The following is a 24574-nucleotide window of genomic DNA, read 5'->3' on the forward strand; positions in this document are numbered from 1 at the left end:
GACGCGAGGGAAAGGCCTAACCGCCGCAGCGTCATTTTGTTTTTCTGACTCTGTGCCACTAAGCCCTTGCTTGAACCAGCGCGGTTTTGCACCCATCCTACTGTGGAATAATCCGCGCGAAGCGTGCGGCACAATAGGGAGGAGACGCATGGCCTTTGAGGGGATCGACGACAAGGTAAAACTTGAACAAGAAATGCCGTGGGAGGATCGGGATATCCCGGTCACGTTCCACCAGATGCTGTCTCGTACAGCGGCCCGGTATCCGAATAGCAGCGCGGTCAGTTTCCAACTGTTTTCCGGCCCTACGGACAAGGCCGAGACGCTGACATGGTCGGACTTGCTGGGCAAGGTCAATCAGGCCGCCAACCTGTTTCGGTCGCTGGGCGTCGGGGAAAAGGATGTGGTCGCTTATATCCTGCCCAACTGCAATGAAACGCTGATCACCATGATGGGTGGCGCAGTTGCGGGGATCGTCAACCCGATCAATCCGCTGCTGGAGCCTGAACAGATTGCGGCCATTCTACGGGAAACCGGCGCCAAGGTGGTTGTGACGCTCAAGTCCTTCCCCAAGACCGATGTGGCGCAAAAAGTGGAAGAGGCCGTGCGCCATGCGCCCAAGGTCAACACCATCCTTGAGATTGACCTGAACCGCTATCTGACGCCGCCCAAGTCATGGATCGTTCCTTTCCTGCGCCCCAAAATGGGCGACAAGGAACATCTGGCTCACGCGGATTACAAAAGCTTCAACGCCGAACTGGCCAAGCAACCAACCACGCTGACATTCGAAGACAGCAAGGAAGACCGCGTTGCCTGCTATTTCCATACCGGCGGCACAACGGGCATGCCCAAAGTGGCGCAGCACAAGTACTCGGGCCTGATCTATAACGGTTGGCTGGGCGACACGCTGCTGTTCTCGGAAGAGGACGTGGTCATGTGCCCGCTGCCGATGTTCCATGTATTTGCAGTGCATGTGATCATGATGGCAGCCGTATCTTCGGGCGCGCATGTGATCTTCCCAACGCCGCAGGGCTATCGTGGTGATGGTGTCTTTGACAATTTCTGGAAGCTGATCGAACGCTGGAAAGTGACGTTCATCATCACCGTGCCTACCGCGATTGCCGCCAAGATGCAGCGCCCGGTGGATGCCGATATCTCAACCGTCAAAACCGCGTTCTCGGGCTCAGCCCCCTTGCCTGTGGAGCTGTTCCGTCGATTTGAAGAGGCCACAGGTGTCACCATTGTCGAAGGGTACGGCCTGACCGAAGCGACATGCCTTGTGTCTTGCAACCCGGTGGATGGTGAGAAAAAGATCGGCTCGATCGGGATTCCGTTCCCCTATACGGACGTCAAAATATTGACCGACGGACCGGATGGACCAGTGGAATCTGCGGCCAACGAAATCGGTGAAATCTGCGTTTCCAATCCCGGCGTTTATGCGGGCAATACCTATACCGAGGCGGAAAAGAACGTCGACCTCTACCACTTTGACTCATATCTGCGCACGGGCGATCTGGGGCGGTTCGATGAGGATGGCTATCTGTGGATCACCGGACGTGCCAAGGATCTGATCATCCGGGGTGGACACAACATCGATCCCGCTGAAATTGAAGAGGCCCTTCTGGGCCACGACGCGGTCGCCTTCGCTGGGGCCATCGGTCAGCCCGATGCCTACGCAGGCGAGGTGCCTTGCGCCTTTGTCGAGCTGGTTGACGGTGCCTCGGTCACCGAGCAGGAGTTGATGGAATACTGCGACGTTCACGTCCACGAACGTGCCGCGCAGCCCAAGCATATGACCATTCTCGATGAATTGCCGAAAACCGCGGTGGGCAAAGTGTTCAAGCCAGAACTGCGGAAACAGGCGATCACCCGCATCTACAATGGCGCGCTGGAAAAGGCGGGCGTGGATGCGCGGGTCGTCTCGGTGCTCGATGATAAAAAGCGTGGGCTTGTTGCACAGCTTGACGCGAACGGCTCCTCAGAGGACGATGTCAGCAAAGTGCTGGGCGCATTCACCCGGCCATGGGAATGGGCTGCCTGATCGCGGAGGGGACATGGATTATGAACGCCTGATTGATGAAGAAACTTGGGCGTTCATAAGCAGGACCGCCGAAAGCTATCCCGATGATGCGGTCGATCTTTCGATCCAGGATCAGCGCGGGGTCTATGACGCGATGTGTCGTGACTTTCGGCAGCCGCGCCCGATGGGGGTCGAGGCTGAGGACACGCACGCCGACGGCGTGCTTGTTCGCGTTTATACTGCCGGTGATCCGACGCGGACGGTGGTTTATCTGCATGGCGGTGGTTTTGTTGTCGGTGGGCTGGACAGCCATGACGACGTTTGCGCCGAGATTTGTGCGCAGACGGGATATCGGGTGGTGGCGGTAGACTATCGCCTTTGCCCTGAACATGTGCACCCCGCGCAGTTTCAGGACGCATGGACGGCAGTGAACTGGGCCGCGAAGGAATATGGCAACGCGCTGGTATTGGCGGGGGACAGTGCAGGAGGCAATCTGGCTGCTGCCGTCACCCATCATGCACGGCGTCGGTTGGATACGATTTTGGGGCAGGTTCTGATCTATCCCGGTTTGGGTGGTGATCGGACCAAGGGATCGTACCTGGAACATGCCCACGCGCCGCTTTTGACGCTGGATGATATCGTTTTCTACGAAAAGGTGCGGTGCAGCGGAGAACCTCCTCAGAGCGATCCGACTTACGCGCCGTTGCAGGACAGCGATTTCTCGAACCTGCCTCCGACCGTGGTTGTGACTGCTGATTGCGACCCGCTGCGCGATGACGGGCCCGACTATTGCGCCCAGATCACGCAGGCCGGAGGGGTTGCCCATTGCATCAACGAACCAGGCCTTGTGCATGGCTATCTGCGGGCGCGCACCTCGGTTAAACGCGCCGCAGACAGTTTTGAGCGGATATCCGTCGCTATTGAGGCATTGGGCCAACAGATCTGGCCCTACGACTGATTACTTCAAGAACGGCTTGGCTTTCATCGTCTCGGCGATTGGTGCGCCCATCCGGTTCAGGATCGTGGGTGCCAGTTGCAACTGGTCGATCACCGTATCACCCTGGGGGCCTTTGGCATCGCCGAAATAATACAGTGCTGTTTCCTGTTGCAGTGGTCCGCGCCCGCCGTGATGACCTCGTTCATCCTGCCCGTGGTCGGCGGTGACGATCACTTCATAGCCCAACTGCCGCCAGCGGGGGATGAATGGGGCCAGCATCTCGTCTGCGACGAAACAGGCGTGGTCCATTTCCTCGCAATCATGGAAGAACCGGTGCCCCATGCTGTCCAGGGTACAGGCGTGTAGAATGCCGTAATCCAGTCCGAAGCGCAGGCACAGGTTGGTCAGGGTGGCATAGAGATCGACATCGGACGGCGTCATCTGGTTCGCCTTGCCGTAGCCGGTCATTGTGTGGAACCGACCGTGATTGATTGTGGTGCTGTCCGGCTCGTCATATTCCACGTCCCGCACATAGTCGAAGGGATGGCGGTTGAAGAACTGCGACCAATAGCTGTGGGTGACAGCTCCGGTGACGCCTCCGGCCTCGCGAACCTGGCTGAACACGTCTTTGTGGCTCAAGCGGAAGACATTGCCGTTACCGGTGCAGCCATGTTCCTGTGGTGTCACCCCGGTGTGGATCGAGGCATAGCAACTGGCCGAGGTCGATGGCAGCACCGAGCGAAGCTTCCATACGCGCGCCTCGCCGCTGTCGACCCAGCCTTCAAGGTTGCCGAACAGACGGCGGAAATTGCGCCAGGGAACACCGTCGAGGATGATGAGAAGAAGTTTGCGGTCCATGGTTCGGCCTTTTCATGGGATCTTTCGGCGACCCTACGAGATTCGCAGGGCAGGGGCAGCTTGTTCACGCCCCAAATAGCAAAATCCCGACACCTGTTTATGACAAGCGCCGGGATTTTTTGATTGTTTTGCGCGGGATTAGTTCCCGGCGCTTTCCATCTTGCGGTGGGCGACCACCTCTTCCAGCCAGCCCAGATGCATTTCGGGCACCGAGCTGAGCAGAAGGTCGGTGTAGTCGTCGAACGGTGGGCTCAGCACTTGTGATTTCGGGCCGTAGCGGACCACGCGACCCTGATACATTACCGCGATACTGTCGCTGATCGCACGGACTGTCGCCAGATCGTGGGTAATGAACAGATAGGCCACGTCTTCGATCTTTTGCAGGTCCAGAAGCAGTTTCAGGATGCCGTCCGCCACCAGCGGGTCCAGTGCCGAGGTGACCTCGTCGCAGATGATCATCTTGGGCTTGGCCGCCAGTGACCGCGCGATGCAGACACGCTGTTTCTGCCCACCAGACAGTTCTGCTGGATAGCGGTCGATGAACTTCTCGCCCAGCTCAATTTCATCCAGCAGTTCCACGATCCGCTTGCGTTTTTCCGCACCGCGCATATTGAAGTAGAACTCCAGCGGCCGGCCGATGATGGTGCCCACGGTTTGACGCGGGTTCATCGCAACGTCGGCCATCTGGTAGATCATCTGCAACTCGCGCAGGTCCTCGCGGGTGCGTCCCTTGAGGTCGGGCGACAACTTACGCCCGTTGAACGTGATCTCACCTTCACGAGGAGGCAGCAAGCCAGTAATCACCCGCGCCAACGTGGACTTGCCCGAGCCGGATTCGCCCACAACTGCCAGTGTCTGCCCAGGATGGAGGTCAACATTGACGTTGTGCAGCACGTCGAAATTCAGCCCCTTGTAGCGCGCAGTGATGCCGGCAATGCTCAGCACCGGTTCCGCTGTGGGCTGTTTCTCCTCATGCTCGATGGACCGGACCGAGACAAGCGCCTTGGTATAGTCTTCCTGCGGGTTGTTGATGATCTGGTCGGTATTGCCGTATTCGACCGTGTTGCCCATGCGCAAAACCATGATGTCATCGCTCACCTGCGCAACGACGGCAAGGTCATGGGTGATATAGAGCGCGGCAACGCCGGTATCCGCGATGGCTTCCTTGATGGCCATCAGAACGTCGATCTGTGTGGTCACATCCAGCGCCGTGGTGGGTTCGTCGAACACCACCAGATCAGGCTCGGGGCACAGTGCCAGTGCCGTCATGCAACGCTGCAACTGCCCGCCCGAGACCTGGTGCGGGTAGCGGTTACCAATATTGTCCGGGTCCGGCAGACCCAGCTTGGCGAACAGCTCACGCGCGCGGGCTTCGGCTTCTTTCCGGCTGAACTTTTTCTGCTCAACTGCGGCCTCAACCACCTGATCCATGATCTTCTTGGCTGGGTTGAAGGACGCCGCAGCGGATTGGGACACATATGTGACCTCACCCCCGCGCAACTTGCGGATATCGCCGTGCGACGACTTGAGGATATCACGCCCGTTAACCCAGACCTCGCCCCCGGTGATCTTCACACCGCCCCGGCCATAGGCCATCGAGGCCAGACCGATGGTAGACTTGCCGGCCCCGGATTCACCGATCAACCCCAGCACCTTGCCGCGTTCGAGGTCAAAATCGACTCCGTGCACGATTTCGATGTCATGAGGCTTTTCGCCTGGCGGATAAACCGTCGCGCCAATCTTGAGGCCACGGACTTTGAGAAGCGGTTCACTCATCCCCGGCCTCCTTTCAGCGATGTGGTTCGGTTCAGGACCCAGTCAGCGACAAGGTTGACCGAGATAGCCAGCGTCGCGATGGCTACAGCAGGGTAAAGCGCCGCGCCGATACCATAGACGATGCCGTCCTTGTTTTCTTTCACGATCCCGCCCCAATCGGCCAGCGGCGGCTGAACGCCCAGGCCCAGGAACGACAGGGTCGAGATGAACAGAACCATGAAGATGAACCGCAGCCCGAATTCCGCCACCAGCGGTGACAGGGCGTTGGGCAGAATCTCGCGGAAGATGATCCACATGCGGCCTTCACCGCGCAGCTTGGCAGCCTCGACATAGTCCATCACGTTGATGTCCACGGCCACCGACCGCGACAGGCGATAGGGGCGTGTGGCGTCCAGCAGGCCCATCACAAGGATCAGGATCGGCACAGTTACCGGTACGATCGCCAGAATGACCAGCGCCAGGATCAGTGTCGGGATCGACATGACCAGATCTACCGTCCGGCTGAGAACCTGATCCGCCCAGCCACCCAGAACCGCGGCCAGCAGGCCCAGGGAGGTGCCGGTGAGAAAGCTGAGGATCGTTGCGGCCGCGGCGATAAAGATCGTCGTGCGCCCACCATAGATCATGCGGGTCAGCAGGTCGCGTCCGATATTGTCAGTACCCAGCAGATGCGCAGAGCTTGAAGGCTCCCACACATCGCCGACGACCTCGGCCATGCCATAGGGGGCGATCAGCGGGGCGGCGAAGGCGACGAAGAAATACAGGCCCGTAAAAAACAGACCGATCATCGCCGAAATAGGGATATTCTTCATCATTTCGGGTGCCTCAGTCTTGGGTTGGCAAGGATCGAGACGATGTCAGCCACCATATTCAGCCCGATATAGACGGCGGCAAAGACAACGCCGCAGGCCAGAACAACAGGCACGTCGCGTTTTGTCACCGAGTCGACCAGATACTGGCCCATGCCGGGATAAACGAACACCACCTCAACCACGACGACGCCCACGACCAGATAGGCCAGGTTCAGCATCACGACGTTGACGATGGGTGAAATTGCATTGGGAAACGCATGCCTCGCAATGACCTGAAAGTTCGACAGGCCCTTCAACTCGGCCGTTTCGATATAGGCCGATTGCATCAGGTTCAGGATCGCGGCGCGGGTCATGCGCATCATCTGCGCCAGAACCACCAGTGTCAGCACGAAGGCCGGCAGGGCGATGGCGTTCAGTTTTTGACCGAATGACATCGACTCGTTAATCATCGCCAGCGATGAGAACCATCCCAGTTTCACCGAGACGAAGTAGATCACCACGTAGCCGATCAGGAATTCCGGTATCGAAACCGTGGTCAGGGTGATCGCAGAAATCAGTTTATCCGGCCAGCGATTGCGGAACCGGACGGCCAGAAGACCCAAAAAGATCGCAAGCGGAACCGACACGACTGCGGCGGCACAGGCCAAAAACAGGGTATTGCCCAAACGTTTGCCGATGCTTTCAGCGATATCCAGCTTGTTGGTCAGTGATTGTCCCAGATCGCCCTGTAAAATACCCCCCAGCCACTCGAAATAGCGGGTCAGGGCAGGGCGGTTGAGGCCCATTTCCTCGCGCAGGTTTGCCAGAGATTCAGGGGTTGCGGACTGCCCCAGGACGGCTTGCGCGGCGTCTCCGGGAAGGGCTTCGGTCAGGCCAAAAATCAGGGCCGAAGCGCCGAGCAGCAAGAGTATTCCCAGCGCAATGCGCTGGGAAACCAATTTGACAATAGGATGCATGATCCGTGGTCCCTATCAGGCGAACCACATCTTGCGGGACATGTTGCCATTCATCATCTCTTGGGTGGGATCGCTTTCCCAGCCGGCCAGCTGATTGCTGACACCTTCGATGAAGTCATTGAACATCGGGCAGATCAGGCCGCCTTCGTCGCGGATCATTTGGCCCATCTGGCTGTAGATGTTCTTACGCTTGTCGTTGTCCAGTTCGGCACGTGCCTGGAATAGCATCTCATCAAAGGCCGGAACCTTGAAGCGCGTGTCGTTCCAGTCTGCAGTTGACAGATACGCGGTCGAGTACATCTGATCCTGTACCGGGCGGCCGCCCCAGTAGGACGCGCAGAAGGGCTGCACATTCCAGACCTCGGACCAGTAGCCATCATTGGGTTCACGCTTAATTTCCAGCGGGATACCAGCTTGTGCAGCAGTTTGCTGGAACAGCGCAGCAGCATCCACAGCCCCCGGGAAGGCACCGTCAGCCACACGAAGGATGATGGGCGAACCATCGTGGCCGGATTTCTTGTAGTGTTCAGCTGCCTTTTCAAGGCTGAACTCCCTCTGAGGGATAGAGCCATCGAACAACGGATAAGCTGCGTTGATGGGCATGTCGTTGCCAATGGTGCCATAGCCGCGAAGAACCTTGTCGACCAGCTCTTGACGGTTGATCGCATGCTTAAGTGCCAGACGCAGTTCGTTCTGGTCGAATGGTGCGGTGTCGCAATGCATGATGAACACGTAGTGTCCGCGACCGGCAGTCGAATGCACGGTCAGGTTGGGCGCGCGGCCTAACAGATCGGCAACCTTCGGTTCGACACGGTTGATCGCGTGGACCTGACCTGATTGCAGCGCAGCAGTACGGGCAGTTGCGTCGTTGATTACGATCACCTCGACGCTGTCGAAATTACCGAAATCCGGGTTCCAGTGGTTTTCAAACTTCGTGTAGAGGTGACGTACGCCGGGCTCGTCGACTTCGACTTTGTAGGGCCCGGTACCGATGCCTGCGCCAGGGTTGTCCATGCCTCCGTCCGGCTGAATGATCAGGTGATAATCAGCCATCAGATACGGCAGGTCGGCGTTGCCCTCACTCAGGGTGACCTGGAAATTGTCGCCATCGGCCTTCATCGATTCGATGCCCTTCATGATGCCAAGGGCACCAGATTTCGAATCTTCATTGGAGTGACGTTGCATGGTTTTCAGCACGTCTTCGCTGGTCATGGTCTTGCCATTGTGGAACTCAACACCTTGACGCAGCTTGAAGGTCCAGACCTTGGCGTCTGCGCTACCTTCGACGCTTTCGGCCAGGCGAGGTTCGATCGAGCCATCTGGTGCAACTTCGACCAGTTGGTCGCCAAATTGCTTGCCGTTTTGGAACGGAACCGAGCTGGCATAGGTGGCCGGGTCTAGCGAGTTAGTGGATTCGCCGCCTTGCAGGCCAAACTTCAGATCGCCGCCCTTTTTCGGGCCCGCCGCGCGCGCCGCGTCGGCAAAAATGGTGCTGGCCATCGCTGCCGAAACACCCAGAGCCGCCGCTTTCCCCATGAATTCGCGGCGGGTCAGTTTGCCCGAAGTGACCTGTTTGGTCATGTGAGTGAGTTGTTCGTTCATTATGGTCTCCCAGTTGATTGGATTTTACCCTTGAGGGCTTTTTATTGACGCATGAGTCAAAATAGGCGGAATTCGTCCTGACGGGCAAGGGTTAATCTTGGCCCCGGCAGGTGCCGCGTCACATGTGATTGCGCGGAATTTCATCCTCCAGCTCTTTCGAAAAGATCAGGTCTTGCCCTTCATAGGCCTTCAGCTCTGCACGGAGGTAGAAGTTTTCCGAGTCTGACCACATCGTACAGGATGTCTCTGTCCGCAGGAGGATGTCATCACGCTGCATTTCTTGCGTCCAAAGGCAATGGCCGCGTGCTGACAATGGGTCGTCGGGATAGATCGACCACCGTTCCGTGGCCGTGCTGCCATGGGTCAGGCCGTGATGGTTGTCGGTGATCAGGCCGAAATCATCTTCGATGATCAGATGGGTTTCGCCGGTGTTCATGTCCACCTCGACCCGTCGCGCATTTTTGTCGGGACGTAAAGTGGTGACATCGCGCGGAGTTTCGGATTCGGGCGGTTGGAACACCCATTCATCAACGGTCGAGTGGCGGACGGGGATGTCAATCGTACCTTGAGTCAAATGCAACTCGGCGGCTTCGGGCGTGGGCCAAATCAAGGGCCAATAGGCGCTGGAGATCGCAACCCGCAACCGGTGCCCCTTGGGCACGCGGTACGCAATGTAATCCAAATCCAGCTTGACCTCATAGGTTTCACCGGGGGTCAACGGCGACGGCGTTGCGTGGCTATTTCGATGGGACAGGTTCAGCACCCCATAGGTGATGCGCGTCGAGGCACCGTCGGGGTGGATATGGTTCAGTCGCACAGCCAACTGGGCGTGTGGCCGGTCTGCGCTTATCTGTAGCCGCAGGTGGGGGGCACCCACGACATCCATATCGTCGGCCAGCGGGACACTGTCGAAACACGCGGACAGCGCGTCGTCCGCGCGTTGATCGCCGGGCATGTCGGGGCCCAGCCAGATCGCGCAGTATTCGCCGCTTTCCATCCCGCAAGTTTGTGGAGACCGGATGCGTGCGTCCAATGTGCCTGCGGTGCCAAGCCCGTTATCCGCCAAGTCCAGCGTCTGAATTGGCAGATGCGTGGTTGCGCCTTTGACTTCGGTAATCCAGCGGCCGGGGCGCTCGGTGTACCAACGTTGCGGTCGCACCCCATCCATCAGATAGGCGCGATAGTCGGGGTCTTGATCCACGCCGGTATCCGCACCTTTCAGCCAGTGGTCCCACCACCGCAGTGCCTCTTGCAGGAACCCGATCCGGGGTTCGGGCACCGCGAAATGAGGGTATTTATGCACCCAGGGGCCGACGATGCCTTTGACCGGGGCGGCAAGCTGTTCGACCAGCAGAGGTACCGTATTTTTGTAGGCATCCCCCCAGCCACCGACGGCTAAGGTTGCCGCACGGATGTCGCTGAAATCTTCGCAAACCGATCCGTGCTGCCAATAGCTATCCCGCGTCTGATGGCGCAGCCAAACCGAGGGCAAGAAGGGTTCATTCTCAAGCCGTTCAAGCCATAGCTCGCGCCAGTTCGAGCGCAGCGCTGGGTCGGGCGCGCGCGAGGAATAGGACCACATGGTGGCTCCCCAGCCCAAGTTTTCATTCAGCAGGCAACCGCCCTTATAGTGAATGTCATCCGCATATCGATCGGCAGTCGAGCAGAGGGTAATTATCGCCTTCAGCGCCTCGGGCTGCATGGCGGCCACTTGCAACGAATTGAAACCGCCCCAGCTGATCCCCATCATTCCCACATGGCCGGTGCACCAAGGTTGTTCGGCCAGCCATTGGATGGTCGAAACCGCGTCGTCCAGCTCTTGCTGGGTGTATTCGTCCTCTATCAGCCCTTCACTGTCGCCATTGCCGCGCATGTCCACGCGGATGCAGGCATAGCCGCGCTTGGCAAACCACGGATGGGTCAGCGCATCGCGCGTCGCGGTGCTGTCGCGTTTGCGGTAGGGAAGGAATTCCAGAATGGCCGGGACCGGTGCATCATGGGCATCCACAGGACACCAGACCCGCGCCGAGAGGCGGCAGCCATCAGGCATTTGAATGCCAACATCGGGAAGGTCTTCGATCTCGCGCAACGTGTTTGAAGGGCTGGTCATGGTCTGAGTGTCAGGGCCTTGGGTTTTGGGTGTGTCATGAAAATCGTCAATTCAATCGCGGATTGCGACAAGCAGGTCCATAACATTCGTCCCGGTCGGACCTGTCACCAACAGCGCCCTGGCCTTTTCCAGAAAGCTGCCGCTGTCGGCATCGCGCAGCGCCTGTTCCGCGTCATCGCCCCATGTGGTTCCGTCGACGATGCCCCCAGCGGCCTGTGTCGGGCCATCGGTGCCATCGGTACCGCCAACGATTACCGTCAGCCCCTTGGCCCCCGCGATCTCCTTGGCCAAAGCCAACGCAAGCGCCTGATTGCGCCCACCGCGCCCGGGGGTTTCGGGCAGGACGACGGTCGGTTCGCCCCCTAACACCATCACGCCTGTCGGCATATCGCGCAGGCGAGGGCCAAGAGCTGTCGCAACCGCCTGATAGTCGTCATGCAGCGCTTCTTCATTGGCGATGACACGCGCGCCCTCGGCCTCGGCCTGCCTGGCCGCCGCCGCGCGGGCATGGGCGTTGGAGGCCACGATCTGCGCCGTTGCTTCAAAATCGCGGGTCACGGGCAAGACGCCGATCCCCGAGCCGATCACATTCAGATCGTCGCCGGGCACGTCCGAGATCGCCAATACAGTCGCCTTGCGACCCGTGAAATGGGACAACAACCCGCCGCCCTTGATCCGCGAAAGCTTGCGGCGCTGGGCGTTCATCGCGGTGATGTCTAGCCCCTGCGACAGCAGTTGTTTGTTGAGCTGAGCCAGATCGTCCAGCGTTTTGCCCGGCACCAGATCCTCAGCCAATGAGGACGCACCGCCCGAGACCAGCAGCAGCAGATGCGCATCAGTCGACAGACCCTCGACCGTTTCGCGTAGCGCACGCCCGCCTTCCAGACTGCGCGCGTCGGGCACGGGGTGTGAGGCTTCGATGACCCGCACGTGATCGGGCAGGTCGCCTGCATGGTCATCCTTGGTTACGACCAGCGTCGGGACTGTGCCAAAATGCTCTAGCGCAGCAAGCGCCATCGACGCGGCAGGTTTGCCCACGGCTAGTATCTGATCAGGCTTTTCGATATCGCCCAGAACCGCCTGCGTCGCGGCATAGCCACCCACGGCCTCCACCCCGGCGTTCCAGATCCGCAGGGCTTTTTCTGTTCGCTCCATCAGCTTTCCATCCAAATCGTGACCGGCCCGTCATTGACCAGCTCAACAGCCATATCCGCGCCGAACTGACCGGTTTCAACGGGGATGCCGTGATTGCTCAGTTGTTGCGCGAAGGTTTCATACAGGTGCTTTCCAAGCTCGGGCGGGGCGGCTTCGGAAAAGCCGGGCCGGTTCCCGCGCGACGTATCAGCGGCCAGCGTGAACTGGCTGATCACAAGGGCCGAGCCACCGATATCCAACACCGACCGGTTCATTTTACCCGCGTTATCCTTGAATATCCGCAGTTTCGAGATTTTGGCGGCAAGCTGGCCGGCCCGCGCCTCGTCATCGCCCTGCATGGCGCAAACCAGTATCATCATCCCTTGACCGCACTGCCCGATGACAGTGCCATCGACTGAAACGCTGGCATGGCTGACCCGTTGTAGAACTGCGCGCAAAGTTATTCTCCGTAGGTATTAGTATCGCGATTACCCGACCCAGTTCACAAATGCCTCGGGGGCGGCGCGGGTGGTTCGGAAGCAATTTGCAGGGTGATCGGTGTCGGCATAGCCAAACGAGATTGCACACAGGATCAAGCGGTCGTCGGCAATATCGAAATAACGGTGCAGGAACGGGCTATAGCTGGCCAGTGCCGCCTGTGGAATGGTCGCCACCCCCAAGGCCTGCGCCGCAAGGGTGAATGCGGTAACGAACCCGCCACAATCCAGCGCGCCGTAGGATCCAAGCTCGAGCGGGCTTGAAATGATCGCGCAATGCGGCGCACCAAACAGCGCGAAATTCTGCATCATCTGTTCGGCAGATGCGGCGCGGTCGCCGCGCTGTACCCCGACTGCCTCGTACAGCGCCCAGCCACATTCGCGTCGGCGGTCCCGATAGACGCCGGAATAAGAGGTCGGGAACGGCAGGTCGGGTTTGTGTGAGGCAGTTTGAACCTCGTCTTGCAACGCCTTGCGGAAGGCGTCGGTTTCAGCCCCGCTGGTGACAGTGACCTGCCAGGGTTGCGCATTGCACCAGCTGGGCACGCGGGCTGCGCTGGTCAGGATCTGTTCGATCTGCTCTTTCGGAACGGGATCGGAGCGAAACGCACGGCAGGAATGGCGCTGGTCCAGCAATCTGTTCAGATCGGATAGCGTCACACTGACCTCCCCTTCGGTGTTGACGACGCGCAAGATGACGCCTGCGCTTGGGATGTTCAAGCGATTAAAACACCGACCCGGTTGTTTGCTATTGCTGGCCCGTTGCCACCAGATAACCGACCCCGGCCGCAACCAGCAGGCCCAGTGTAACAGCAATCGTGACCTTGATCGCAGACCAGGGGCGTTCGCCTTGAACGCGCCCAGTGCGGCCGTTCACGACAAACCGGTAGGTCTTGCCCCGGAACTTATACGCGGCCATCCAGACCGGCAGCAGGATATGTTTGAAGGTGACTTCGCGCACATCGGTGTCGACCGCATGGATGCGCTGACGGTCGCCGCCGATATCAAACCGCACGTCACGCTCGATCTCGCGGGCCATGTGCGCGCGGGCCTGCCCATATCCTTCGCGCAGCTCGACCGTGTAGGCCTCTGCTCGAAAACCAGCCAGATACTCAGGCTGGTAAGGTTCAAGCGCGGGCAGATCCCATGGTTCCAGGGCGTCGGTATATGATTTGGGCAAGGATTGAGACGCCAAAACCAGCACATCGTCAAAGAACCGCGCGACACGGCCGGATTTCGGCGACCACCGCACCTTGGCCACCCGCTGCTGCACGCGCTTGCCGTCGCGCATGACCGTTCGGGTTTCATAGTAAACCGTGCCCCGCTCGCCGCGATAAGAGGATTTAGTGTCCGCGTCAAAGGTCCAGTAGGGCACATAAATTCCCTGCATCTTACGCCCCTTGCGCGCGTAGTCCTTCAACCCGTTGGGCGCAAACCACAGCCGACCCAACCATTCGGTCATGGCGGCGTGGGCGGCGCGTTCCTCCAACGCAAAGGGCAGAACGCCGCGCGGCTTGATATGCCGGTTCACGCCGGTATCCATCACTACCGGCGTCGCACAGAACGGGCATTCCGCCGCGTGGGTGTCGGGATCAAACTCGACCTGAGCGGCGCAGTTCGGGCAGGACAGAACGCGGGTTTCCTCGATCTCGCTGTCAGGCAAACGGTCGGCGATGGCGGCGTCGAAATCCAGTTCTTTCAGGCTGGCTCCACCCCAGGGACCTGCGCCGATGGCCTCGGAATGGCCGCAATGGTCGCAGGTCAGGGATCCGTCGCCAGGATTGAACCGGTAGTCCGCGCCGCATTGGTCACAGGGAAAGCGGTGTTCTTCTGCCATTTTATAGTCCTACGAAAAACTCACGCCCCCGGCGGTGGGGGCGGCAGGATCGTGAACAGCTGCGCCAGCTCCTGCACATCCCCCGCCTTCTTCCAGCCGTCCTGACCGGCAGTCCAGACATGGGTGTCGCGCGTTAGCTCTCCGTCAACGGCCATGCGACCCATCTTGGCCTTGGAAAACGGCCCGCTGGTCTGCCCATCCACCGCGATATGCCACACATGCTCGACCGGAGGCGGGGGCGGGGGTGCCACATGCGCCGAGGGTTGCGGGGCAGCGGGGGCGGAACTGCCCCACGGGCCGCCCGGCTGACCCGCTGCCATGTTCGACATCTGCTGCGCCATGGCCATTCCCATACCCATGCCAAGACCCGCGCCCATACCGCCGCCCTGACCAGGGTTGTTGGCAGCTGCCGTCATGGCTTCGGCTGCGGAATACTGAGTGAACTTGCCCAAATCGCCCGCCAAACCCATCGAGGTGCGCTTATCCAACGCTGCTTCAACCGCGGGCGGTAGTGAGATGTTCTCGATATAGAACTCGGGCATCTCCAGCCCATAGCCATCTAGCACGGGTGAGACTTCGGCGGCGATCAGTTTGCCCAGATCGGCTGTGTTAGCGGCCATGTCCAGAACCGGAATGCCCGAGCCCGCAATCACGCGGCTGAATTCCTGCACGATGATATTGCGGATCTGATAGCTGATCTCATCCATAGTGAATTCGCCATCTGTGCCCACAATCTCGACCATGAACTTTGCGGGGTCCTTGATCCGAACCGTATAGGTACCGAAAGCCCGAATGCGCGTGGGTCCGAACTCGGGATCGCGCAGCATGATCGGGTTCTTGGTGCCCCATTTCAGGTCGTTGAACCGGGTCGTGTTGACGAAATAGACCTCGGACTTGAACGGAGATTGAAAGCCGTGATCCCAATGCTGCAAGGTCGTCAGGATCGGCATGTTGTTGGTCTCAAGCATATAAAGACCCGGGGTGAACACATCTGCCAACTGCCCCTCATGCACGAACACGGCGGCCTGACCTTCGCGGACGGTCAGTTTGGCACCGTATTTGATCTCGTGGCCTTCACGCTCGAACCGCCAGACCATGGTGTCGCGGGTGTCGTCGACCCAGTGAATGACGTCAATGAATTCTCCGGTCAGAAAATCGAAAATGCCCATTGGGGTCTCCTTTTCTTGGGCCTAAAGCGGCTGGCCCATCAATTCACGCGCAATGATCCGCACCACGGGGCGCGCGTCTTCGGCGGACACGCCGGGTTTCAGGCGCGGATCGTAAAGCATGGTCAAAAGTTTCTCGTCATGGCTGGTCAACAGCGCGAATTCGTCGTCGTCGTTGAAAATCGACGGTCGCGCCGCCGGGCTGTCATTAGACAGACCCAAACCTTGCGCGATCTCTTCATGAATGCAGCTAAGCCGGGTCAGATCCGGCAGTTCGGCCCGGATCAGCGTGACCGCGCGCACGAATTTGAAAGGCGCACTCGGGGTTTGCGAGGCAAAAACCAGACAGTCGATATTCGAACGCGGATTGGCCACCAGATCCAGCAGCGGCGCGCTGATCCCCGGCACCAGCTCTTTCAGGCGTTTGACCACATAGGCACTGTCATCCTTACCCGCAAAGAAGACATGAAAGTTAGGTTTGCGCGTCACGACCGAAATTGGATGACCCGTCACCCGCGCCAGCCGTGTGGCAAAGGCATCGACCAGTGCCGCATCGGCCACGCGTGTGTCTGGGGCCACCGAAGGGGCAAATTCAGACTGTATGCGCACCGGGCCTGCCCAACGGCTGAGACGCCCGTCCGTTTGCGGGCTGCGGATCGTCACCGTGTGGTCGGGATATTCGCTGTAAAAGGCAATAGCCTCGAAATTGCGCGCCAGATCGTCCGCGTCATAGGGCGTATCGGGCCCGCCGCCGTCAATGCGCAGCATCCCTCGGGTCAGCAGATCGCCCTCGACCCGCAGATAGAACCGGGCCAGATCCTGACTGGCCGCTGAGGGCGGCACATAGGCATTGGCCGCAGGGAGCGCCGGTGCCGCAGGGGCTTGCGGTGCCACAGACGTGGTTAGGGCCTCGTCACAATTGGCCAGGGCCAGCAACGCAGCCAGCCTAAGAGCAGGTTTGACCAGGGCGCGTAGGGTCACGCGAATCAGCCCGGTACGGCGGTACCGGCATTGTCGCCGATCCCATCCTTGCGGGCCTTAGCGGCGGCCAGCGTGTCGCGCAACTCGGTCTCCATCTTCTGCAATTCCTGCTCGGCGGCAGCGCGTTTCGCCTTGCCCTCATCCGCGATGGCGAGGCTTTCGTTGATGGTGCCGATGAGATCGGCATTGGCCTGTTTCACAGCTTCGATGTCGAACACGCCGCGTTCCATCTCTTCGCGGATCATCTTGTTCGACTGGCGCAGATTGGCGGCGTTCGAAGTAAGCAATTCATTGGTCAGGTCGTTGGCCTCACGCACGGCCGAGGCCGCCTCGGCGCTGCGCTGGATCGTGACCGCTTGCGCCAACTGCGTTTCCCACAGCGGTACAGTGTTCACCAAGGTCGAATTGATCTTGGTCACCAAGGACTTGTCGTTTTCTTGCACCAACCGGATCGAAGGCAGGGACTGCATCGTTACCTGCCGGGTCAGTTTCAGGTCATGCACGCGACGTTCCAGATCATCCCGTGCAGCGCGCAGGTCGCGCAGTTCTTGCGCGCGCATGACCTGTTCGTCTTCCGGCGCGTCCTGAACGGCCGCCTCTTTTTCGGGGATGTCATGGCTGTCCAGTTCGGTCAGCTTTTCCTCGCCTGCCGCAATGTAAAGCGCCAGCTCGTCGTAAAAGCCCAGTGTCTTTTCATAGAGCAGATCGAGGGATTTGATGTCTTTCAGCAGCGTATGTTCGTGCGCCAAAAGGTCATCGGTGATCCGGTCGATCTGACCCTGAACCTCTTCATACTGGGCGGTGAACTTGGCGAAAGGCGCTGCCTTGCCCATCAGCTTTTCCCACCAGCTGCGTTCGCGGCGCACGTCCAACTCGCTGACGGAAAAACCTCGGATCGTGGTAACGATGTTGCGCAAACTGTCACCAGCGGGGCCCACATCCTTGTTGCGCACGTCGGCCAGCATCGCCTGGCTGATCTCTTGCAATTCCGCCTGCGCCGACGATCCGAAGGACACGATCGAGTTCGTGTTGTCCATATCGATCTCATCCATGCGGGTGCGGATTTCGGCCTTGACCGGATCGTCCGCTTCTTCCAGCGGGACAACTTCGGACTGGGGTTCGGGCAGGGTCACAGCGGTGACCTCTTGTACCAGTGTTTCGGCTTCAACCGCCTTGTTCTTAATGTCGTCGGACATGGGAAATCCTTTCTCAAAAAATCCGGCTGATCATTTCAACCGGACGCCTTCGCGCTGCAACCGTTCGCGCAGCACGTCAATTTCAACCGTCAGATCGCTGCGGTCATCCAAAAGCATCTTGCGGGTTCGGGCCGCGAAATTCTGCTCCAGATCGTCCAGCAGGGCCGTGAAATCGGCCAGCGCCTGCGCATCCCGCGTGCGGGCATAGACATCGGCAAATTTGACGGTCGCATCCCGTGCGCCTTGCAAATAGACGGTCAGATATTTACGCGCGCCCGACAGGTCACGCGGGTCATCCTCGACCGTACGAAACAGATCGCGGGCGGTGTCCTGAAACTGCTCGACCCGCGCCTCGATCCGGCGGTCGCCTGCGCGCTTGATGGCGTCGGTCATCTCGGTCAGGTGCTTTTCAGCATCTTCCACAACCCGCGCCACGCGATCTTGCTGGAAGGTATCGACCCCCTCCATCCCCTTGTCTTTCAGCGGGTCAAGTCCAAAGGACACCGCGTGCAGTGCTGTCGCGGCTGCTCCGAAAAGAACGGGGGCGAGCAAGCTCGCCTGAGCCGCTGCATCCACCAGTTCCGAGCGGTAGGCGGCCAGCGCTGTGCCAAGCCCAGTCAGGACGCTGGCAAAGATCTTTCGCGGAATCGCCGGACGCCGCGCTGTGCGGCGCGCGTTATAGGCGGCCTCGGCCCGCAGCCCTTCGCGCAGTAAGAAGGCAGCTCCGGTCAGGGTTGCGGCGGCGATCAACCCGACGGTCATGCCGATGGCACCATCGTTCAGGGACAAAAACACCAATGGGATGGCGGGTAGAAACAACAGATTGGCGCGCGCACCGGCAGGTTCGACCCGTGCGCCGTCGAACTGCCCGCGCGACCCGCTCTCGGACGTGGATGCGTCACCTGACGGGCTGTATTTTCCGCCAAATCTTTTGGCCATGGTCTACAGCCCCCCTAGAAGGCCGGTGCAAACACCAAATAACAGCGCCAAAAGGGCGGCATAGGCCAGTTTCTGTACTCCGGTGCCGGACATGAGAGCCCCCAATGACAATGCTCACGGAAAATTTAGGGCATGAGGGGCCTTGGCGCTAGGGGGAAGGTTGCCTAACCCGCGTCACTTGCGTGATTTCTTGCCGACCGGAGGCCTGTTTCGCTGAGGTCTGGTCGGGCGTTTGACTGGGGCTTCGGGTGCGGGGTCCAGTCCAAGCTGGTCACGCATGACCCGGCGGCGAATTTCCTCGACCTCGCCCGGCTTTAGATTACCCAGCTGAAACGGGCCGTAAGACACACGCAGCAAGCGGTTCACGGCATAGCCGATATCTTCCATCGCGCGGCGGATTTCGCGGTTCTTGCCTTCGCGCAGCCCGATGGTGAGCCAAGCATTGGCGCCCTGCTGGCGGTCCAGCGAGACATCCATGGGCAGGAAGCGCTCACCGTCGATCACCAAGCCCTTGCGCAAAGGGGCAAAATCTTCGTCCTTGGGGCGACCGTTCACCCGCACGCGGTATTTGCGCAGCCAGCCAGTTGAAGGCAGTTCCAGCTTGCGCTTGATGCCGCCATCATTGGTCAGCAGCAGCAAGCCTTCGGAATTCAAGTCCAGCCGCCCGACACTCATGACGCGGGGCATGTCCTCGGGCAGGTTGTCGAAGATCGTCGCGCGACCCTTTTCATCGCGCGTTGTTGTCACCAATCCGGAGGGCTTGTGATACAGCCACAGGCGCGAGGGTTCCGGTTCGGACACCGGCTTGCCATCCACAGTGATCCGGTCCTTGCTGGTGACATTCAAGGCGGGGCTGGTGATGGCCTTGCCATTCACGGTCACACGACCGGCTTCGATCATGCGTTCAGCTTCACGGCGCGAGGCGACGCCCGCGCGGGCAAGCACTTTGGCGATCCGGTCGCCGGGAGGAGGGGTTTTGGTCATCCGCAGCCCATAGCGCATCCCGCCGGCTTGCGAAAGACAGGTTTCTGATGCAGTCAGAGGCATGACTTTCAAGTCCTTTATGAACATCGCGCTGGAACAGGCCCGCGCAGCTGCCGATCGTGGAGAGGTTCCGGTGGGCGCTGTCATCGTGCAGGGCGACCAAGTGGTGGCTGCGGCGGGCAACCGCACGCGCGAACTAAACGACCCAACGGCGCATGCTGAGATTCTGGCTCTGCGTGCGGCTTGTGCTGAGGTGGGGTCCGAGAGGCTACCCGATCATGACCTCTATGTGACGCTGGAGCCTTGCGCGATGTGCGCTGCCGCTTTGTCTGCGGCGCGTATCCGGCGCATTTACTATGGCGCGGCCGATCCGAAATCGGGCGGGGTGGCGCATGGGGCGCGTGTGTTCACGCATCCTCAGGCGCATCACGCGCCCGAGGTTTACGACGGTATCGCGGGGCAAGAGGCCGCCGACTTGCTGAAGACCTTCTTTGCCACGCGACGTGATCCTAAAGCGTGATAGGTTTCATCACCTCGGGTTCAATTATATCGACACCGGGCAGTCCTTCGATCAGCGTCTGGGCAGATTGTTCCAGGATCGGGAAGGTCTTGTAGTGGCAGGGAATCACGGTTTTGAAGTTGAAATACCGCTGCGCGGCATAAGCAGCGCCTTTCATATCCATAGTGAAATGCCCACCCGCTGACAGGATCCCAATATCGGGTTTGTAATAATCGCCCATCCAGTCCATATCGGCCATGATGTCCGTGTCCCCCGACACATAGAGCATGTGACCATCGCCCGCGATCATGAACCCAACTTCGCTGCCACCGGTACGCAGGCCGTCGGGAGTGGAAAAGGTCGAGCTGTGTGAGGCCGGAACCATCGACACCATCACGCCGTTCAGGTTGACCGTGCCACCTTTGTTAAAGCCAACGGTCTCGATCTCTTCAGCTTCGCTCCAATACCCCATCAGATCGTATTGGCCGACCACCGGAATCTTGAGGCGCTTTGCCAGCGAGACAACATCAACCACATGGTCGAAATGCGTATGCGTCAGAAGGATATGTGTCGCACCATCCAGCGCCGCGTCGTGCTGGTCTTCGGGCAGAACCGGATTACCGGTCAGCCACGGGTCGATCAACAGCACTTGTCCTCCGGTTTCGATGCGGAAACTGCCGTGGCCCAGCCAAATGATATTCATGAATAATTCCTCCCAATCAGACTGTTGGCTTTACCCTAGCATCGGCTATGTAAAATTCTATGGACTGGTTTCAGGAAATTGACAGCTATTGCGAGCGCTTGTCGCCCGCCTATTGGGCCGAGCCCATAAACGCCGTGACCAACGCAGCCTTTCTGATTGCCGCTTTCATCATGTGGCGTCGGGTGCGTGGGCAGGGGATGGCGCTGGCAATGGTGCTGGTGGCGATTTTGGCGGCGATCGGCGTGGGTAGCTATCTGTTTCACACTCATGCGCAGGTCTGGGCCGCCATGGCTGACGTGCTGCCGATCGTGCTGTATATCCTGGTCTATATCTTTGCCATCAACCGTGATGTCTGGCAGATGCGACCTGCTTTTGCCGGAGCCGTAACCGCGCTCTTTATTCCCTACGCTGCCGCGACGGTGCCACTGTTTCAACTGGTGCCGGGACTGGGCGCGTCATCGGCCTACGCACCGGTACCTTTACTGATTCTGATCTATGCTTATCTGCTGCGCGATCGCGCACCTGGTGCGGCCCGAGGGTTAGCGATTGGGGCGGTGATCCTGATCGCCTCGATCACGTTCCGCGCGCTGGATGAACCGATTTGCGGCCACCTGCCGTTGGGCACGCATTTCATGTGGCATATCCTGAACGCCACCATGCTGGGCTGGATGATCGAGGTCTACCGCAGGCACATGACCCGCACGGTTTAACCCCGAAAGGCGTCGGCAAGGTCAGCGGGCAGGTCGAATTCGCCCAATACCCGCGCGCGACCCTCAGCCGACATCTTGCGGGCAGTCTTTTCGACTATGCTCTGGATTTTCTCGGCAGAGTGTTTTTCGGCAAAAGGCGCGAAGTACCACTTTAGGAAGACGAAACAGATCACATCTTCCAGCGCTTGAACCTCGGCATCGCGCTTGATGCCTTGTTTGCGCAGCATCCGCCGGGCCGCGTCGATGTCGTCTGCACCATATTCGCTAAGCTCCATGAGACCGGCCACCACCTCGGCATGATGTTCGGCTTGTGCCTTGCGCCAGGTCAGATAACCCGTGCGCCCTTCGGGGTATTCGCTGCGCGCCAGTTTCCACCGCTCGACATGCTGTCCACGCGCGGCGATCTGCAACGGGTCTGATGCGTCAGGGAACAGCCGGTCCAGCTCGGCGCTCATCCGCTGGCCATAAAGCAATGCGGCCGGCTGACCGTCTTCAAGGGTGGGGTCTTGGGTATTGGCCGCGTCGATTGCGTCCAGAACGGCTTGCTTGCGGGTGGTCATCGGGGGCTCCGTCGGATGAGACATCTTTCGAGCATCGTAACGCGTCATCACGCTAAGCGCAGCACATGATTGTAAAAACCCGGGTCGGGAGGAGGAGTTCCCGACCCGGACGAAGGGGTCATATCATTTGCCGACCTTCGTTTTGTCTTGCGAGACAGGCTCTGCGACCGTTTCGGGGAAGTTTAGGTCGCGAGTCAGGCTGTCCATGGTCGGCCCGAATGCCTGTGCTTGGGCGGCCAGAACGGTCGAGGCCAGTACAAGGGCGGTCATGAACGTTTTCATCGTCTTTCTCCGATATAGCGTTTCCGTGTAAATGAAATGAACAGTACAGTTTAGTTTTTCAAGGGCAAAAATGAACTAATTGGTTTACTTTTATGCATGACAGCTATGCGGAATTGATGGCGCAAGGGCGCTGTCTGGGCCGGGACAGGGGAAAACAGGCCTCTGCCGCTCTTGCGACCGGGGCATCAGACGGGTAAATGCCCCCTAACGCACAAGAGGTTTTCCGATGTCGATTGACCAAAGCACCGCCGCCAAGGTGGCCAAACTGGCCCGGATCAAGGTCGAGGATGACGCGCTGCCCGCGCTGGCGTCCGAGTTCAACACCATCCTTGGATTCATCGAGCAACTGAACGAAGTGGATGTCGAAGGCGTCGAGCCCATGGTCTCGGTCGAGCCGATGCGCCTGAAACGGCGCGAAGATGTGGTCACCGACGGAAACCAGCAGGACAAGGTTCTGGCAAACGCCCCCGACGCGCGCGAGGGCTTTTTCGCAGTCCCCAAAGTGGTGGAGTAAGATATGAGCGATCTGAACAAACTGGGTCTGGCCGAGGCCCGCGACGCGCTGCGCAAGGGTGATGTGACCTCGGTCGAGCTGACCGAATCCTGCCTGAAGGCCATTGATGACGCCGACGCGCTGAACGCTTTCGTCCACAAAACGCCCGAGATCGCGCTGGAGCGCGCCAAGGCCGCGGACGCACGCATCAAGGAAGGCGACGCGCCTTCCATGTGTGGTCTGCCGATCGGCATCAAGGATCTGTTCTGCACCAAGGGCGTGCCCTCGCAGGCGGCCTCGAAGATTCTGGAAGGCTTCAAGCCGGAATACGAATCCACTGTGTCTCAGCAACTGGCCGATGCCGGTGCCGTGATGCTGGGCAAGCTGAACATGGACGAATTCGCCATGGGCTCGTCCAACGAAACCTCGGTCTACGGAAACGCGGTCAGCCCGTGGCGGCGCGGCAATGACGACGCGCAACTGACACCTGGCGGCTCGTCGGGAGGTTCGGCGTCCGCTGTGGCTGCCGACCTTTGTCTGGCGGCAACCGGCACCGATACCGGCGGCTCGATCCGTCAGCCTGCCGCTTTTGTTGGCATCACCGGCATCAAACCCACATATGGCCGCTGCTCGCGCTGGGGCATCGTGGCCTTTGCCTCCTCGCTGGATCAGGCCGGTCCGATGACCAAGAACGTGCGCGATTCTGCGATCATGCTGGAAACCATGTGTGGCCATGACCCCAAGGATTCAACCAGCGCCGAGCTGGCCGTACCCAACTTCGAAGCGATGCTGACCGGCGATATCAAAGGTAAAAAGATCGGTATTCCGAAAGAATACCGCATGGACGGAATGCCCGCCGAGATCGAAAAGCTTTGGGCCGATGGCGCCGAGATGCTCAAGGCTGCAGGGGCCGAGATCGTTGACATCTCGCTGCCGCACACGAAATACGCGCTGCCAGCCTATTACGTGATTGCTCCGGCCGAGGCGTCCTCGAACCTCGCCCGTTATGACGGTGTCCGCTATGGCCGCCGCGCGCATCTGGCGCAAGGCGATGGCATCACCGAGATGTACGAGAAAACCCGCGCCGAGGGTTTTGGCCACGAGGTACAGCGCCGCGTGATGATCGGCACTTATGTGCTGTCGGCTGGTTTCTACGACGCCTATTACAACCGCGCACGTCGTGTTCGCACCCTGATCAAGAAAGACTTTGAAGACGTCTTCGCCGCAGGTGTCGATGCGATCTTGACCCCAGCCACCCCTTCGGCCTCGTTTGGTCTTGGCGAGATGACCGAGGCCGATCCGGTCCAGATGTATCTGAACGACGTCTTCACCGTCACCGTGAATCTCGCCGGTCTTCCGGGTGTTTCAGTCCCCGCCGGACTGGATGCGCAAGGGTTGCCGCTGGGTCTGCAACTGATCGGTCGCCCTTGGGAAGAGGGTGATCTGCTTAATACGGCCTACGCGCTGGAAAACGCGGCAGGCTTTGTGGCCAAGCCGGGCAAATGGTGGTAGGTCTGGGCCAAGG

General features: G+C 59.6%; 24 protein-coding genes. 6 read left to right on the top strand and 18 right to left on the bottom strand.

Going from position 1 to position 24574, the window contains the following annotated elements:
• The first annotated feature begins 148 nt into the window (after positions 1-148).
• Together ACR0CA_RS09300 and ACR0CA_RS09305 are read left to right on the top strand one after the other, a co-directional pair.
• Positions 149-2038: an acyl-CoA synthetase gene (locus ACR0CA_RS09300; protein WP_480549295.1), complete on the top strand. Its 1890-nt coding sequence runs from the start codon at positions 149-151 to the stop codon at positions 2036-2038.
• A gap of 13 nt (positions 2039-2051) precedes the next feature.
• Positions 2052-2975, top strand: a complete 924-nt coding sequence (locus ACR0CA_RS09305; RefSeq protein WP_480898519.1) for an alpha/beta hydrolase — start codon at positions 2052-2054, stop codon at positions 2973-2975.
• On the opposite strand, the gene ACR0CA_RS09310 is transcribed toward ACR0CA_RS09305, so the two are convergent.
• The 15 genes from ACR0CA_RS09310 to ACR0CA_RS09380 form a co-directional block, all read right to left on the bottom strand.
• Entirely contained in the window at positions 2976-3812 is an 837-nt protein-coding gene (locus tag ACR0CA_RS09310) for an alkaline phosphatase family protein (protein WP_480898521.1), read from the bottom strand. It lies immediately after the preceding gene.
• A gap of 138 nt (positions 3813-3950) precedes the next feature.
• Complete coding sequence (locus ACR0CA_RS09315; protein WP_170783936.1) at positions 3951-5588, bottom strand: ABC transporter ATP-binding protein; 1638 nt, start codon at positions 5586-5588, stop codon at positions 3951-3953.
• Entirely contained in the window at positions 5585-6400 is an 816-nt protein-coding gene (locus ACR0CA_RS09320; RefSeq protein WP_480898524.1) for an ABC transporter permease, read from the bottom strand. Before ACR0CA_RS09320 ends, ACR0CA_RS09315 begins: the two co-directional genes overlap by 4 nt.
• Positions 6400-7356 carry an ABC transporter permease gene (locus ACR0CA_RS09325; protein WP_170769099.1) on the bottom strand — a complete coding sequence of 319 codons (957 nt, stop codon included), beginning with the start codon at positions 7354-7356 and terminating at the stop codon, positions 6400-6402. The genes ACR0CA_RS09320 and ACR0CA_RS09325 overlap by 1 nt, the downstream gene beginning before the upstream one ends.
• A 15-nt stretch (positions 7357-7371) precedes the next feature.
• Entirely contained in the window at positions 7372-8958 is a 1587-nt protein-coding gene (locus ACR0CA_RS09330) for an ABC transporter substrate-binding protein (RefSeq protein WP_170769100.1), read from the bottom strand.
• A gap of 118 nt (positions 8959-9076) precedes the next feature.
• Positions 9077-11068, bottom strand: a complete 1992-nt coding sequence (locus ACR0CA_RS09335; RefSeq protein ID WP_480898528.1) for a CocE/NonD family hydrolase — start codon at positions 11066-11068, stop codon at positions 9077-9079.
• Positions 11069-11119: 51 nt separating this feature from the next.
• Positions 11120-12223 (bottom strand): glycerate kinase type-2 family protein, encoded by a 1104-nt coding sequence (locus tag ACR0CA_RS09340; protein ID WP_480898530.1) that lies wholly within the window; start codon positions 12221-12223, stop codon positions 11120-11122.
• Complete coding sequence (gene dtd, locus ACR0CA_RS09345; protein ID WP_480898533.1) at positions 12223-12660, bottom strand: D-aminoacyl-tRNA deacylase; 438 nt, start codon at positions 12658-12660, stop codon at positions 12223-12225. Before dtd ends, ACR0CA_RS09340 begins: the two co-directional genes overlap by 1 nt.
• A 30-nt stretch (positions 12661-12690) precedes the next feature.
• On the bottom strand, positions 12691-13359 hold the full coding sequence (locus tag ACR0CA_RS09350) for a nitroreductase (RefSeq protein ID WP_480898536.1): 669 nt from the start codon (positions 13357-13359) through the stop codon (positions 12691-12693).
• A gap of 88 nt (positions 13360-13447) precedes the next feature.
• On the bottom strand, positions 13448-14536 hold the full coding sequence (locus tag ACR0CA_RS09355) for a TFIIB-type zinc finger domain-containing protein (protein WP_480898537.1): 1089 nt from the start codon (positions 14534-14536) through the stop codon (positions 13448-13450).
• Between the two features lie 20 nt (positions 14537-14556).
• Positions 14557-15705 carry an SPFH domain-containing protein gene (locus ACR0CA_RS09360; protein WP_480898539.1) on the bottom strand — a complete coding sequence of 383 codons (1149 nt, stop codon included), beginning with the start codon at positions 15703-15705 and terminating at the stop codon, positions 14557-14559.
• A 21-nt stretch (positions 15706-15726) separates the two neighbouring features.
• On the bottom strand, positions 15727-16689 hold the full coding sequence (locus ACR0CA_RS09365) for a DUF2927 domain-containing protein (RefSeq protein ID WP_480898770.1): 963 nt from the start codon (positions 16687-16689) through the stop codon (positions 15727-15729).
• Entirely contained in the window at positions 16689-17879 is a 1191-nt protein-coding gene (locus ACR0CA_RS09370) for a toxic anion resistance protein (RefSeq protein ID WP_170788235.1), read from the bottom strand. The genes ACR0CA_RS09365 and ACR0CA_RS09370 overlap by 1 nt, the downstream gene beginning before the upstream one ends.
• A 30-nt stretch (positions 17880-17909) precedes the next feature.
• Positions 17910-18818, bottom strand: a complete 909-nt coding sequence (locus ACR0CA_RS09375) for a 5-bromo-4-chloroindolyl phosphate hydrolysis family protein (protein ID WP_480503237.1) — start codon at positions 18816-18818, stop codon at positions 17910-17912.
• Between the two features lie 174 nt (positions 18819-18992).
• Positions 18993-19865 carry a pseudouridine synthase gene (locus tag ACR0CA_RS09380; RefSeq protein ID WP_170783955.1) on the bottom strand — a complete coding sequence of 291 codons (873 nt, stop codon included), beginning with the start codon at positions 19863-19865 and terminating at the stop codon, positions 18993-18995.
• Between ACR0CA_RS09380 and ACR0CA_RS09385 the strand changes: the two genes are divergently transcribed.
• Positions 19864-20322, top strand: coding sequence for a nucleoside deaminase (locus ACR0CA_RS09385; protein ID WP_480503236.1), 459 nt, complete (start codon positions 19864-19866; stop codon positions 20320-20322). The genes ACR0CA_RS09380 and ACR0CA_RS09385 overlap by 2 nt on opposite strands.
• Here ACR0CA_RS09385 and ACR0CA_RS09390 read toward each other — a convergent pair.
• Positions 20312-21004, bottom strand: coding sequence for a metal-dependent hydrolase (locus ACR0CA_RS09390; protein ID WP_480898542.1), 693 nt, complete (start codon positions 21002-21004; stop codon positions 20312-20314). The two genes, ACR0CA_RS09385 and ACR0CA_RS09390, sit on opposite strands and share 11 nt — an antisense overlap.
• A gap of 59 nt (positions 21005-21063) precedes the next feature.
• Between ACR0CA_RS09390 and ACR0CA_RS09395 the strand changes: the two genes are divergently transcribed.
• The gene (locus ACR0CA_RS09395; protein WP_480898544.1) at positions 21064-21714 is read left to right on the top strand and encodes a ceramidase domain-containing protein; all 651 of its coding nucleotides are present in this window, start codon (positions 21064-21066) and stop codon (positions 21712-21714) included.
• Here ACR0CA_RS09395 and ACR0CA_RS09400 read toward each other — a convergent pair.
• Both ACR0CA_RS09400 and ACR0CA_RS09405 read right to left on the bottom strand, forming a co-directional pair.
• Positions 21711-22274, bottom strand: a complete 564-nt coding sequence (locus tag ACR0CA_RS09400; RefSeq protein ID WP_170769113.1) for a DUF4202 domain-containing protein — start codon at positions 22272-22274, stop codon at positions 21711-21713. The genes ACR0CA_RS09395 and ACR0CA_RS09400 overlap by 4 nt on opposite strands.
• 123 nt (positions 22275-22397) lie before the next feature.
• Positions 22398-22556, bottom strand: coding sequence for a hypothetical protein (locus tag ACR0CA_RS09405; RefSeq protein ID WP_170769114.1), 159 nt, complete (start codon positions 22554-22556; stop codon positions 22398-22400).
• 226 nt (positions 22557-22782) lie between these two features.
• Between ACR0CA_RS09405 and gatC the strand changes: the two genes are divergently transcribed.
• Positions 22783-23070: an Asp-tRNA(Asn)/Glu-tRNA(Gln) amidotransferase subunit GatC gene (gatC, locus tag ACR0CA_RS09410; RefSeq protein ID WP_170325838.1), complete on the top strand. Its 288-nt coding sequence runs from the start codon at positions 22783-22785 to the stop codon at positions 23068-23070.
• Between the two features lie 3 nt (positions 23071-23073).
• Positions 23074-24561: an Asp-tRNA(Asn)/Glu-tRNA(Gln) amidotransferase subunit GatA gene (gene gatA / locus ACR0CA_RS09415; protein WP_480898547.1), complete on the top strand. Its 1488-nt coding sequence runs from the start codon at positions 23074-23076 to the stop codon at positions 24559-24561.
• Positions 24562-24574 lie beyond the last annotated feature (13 nt).

The sequence above is a fragment of the Ruegeria sp. F12 genome (assembly GCF_056533885.1).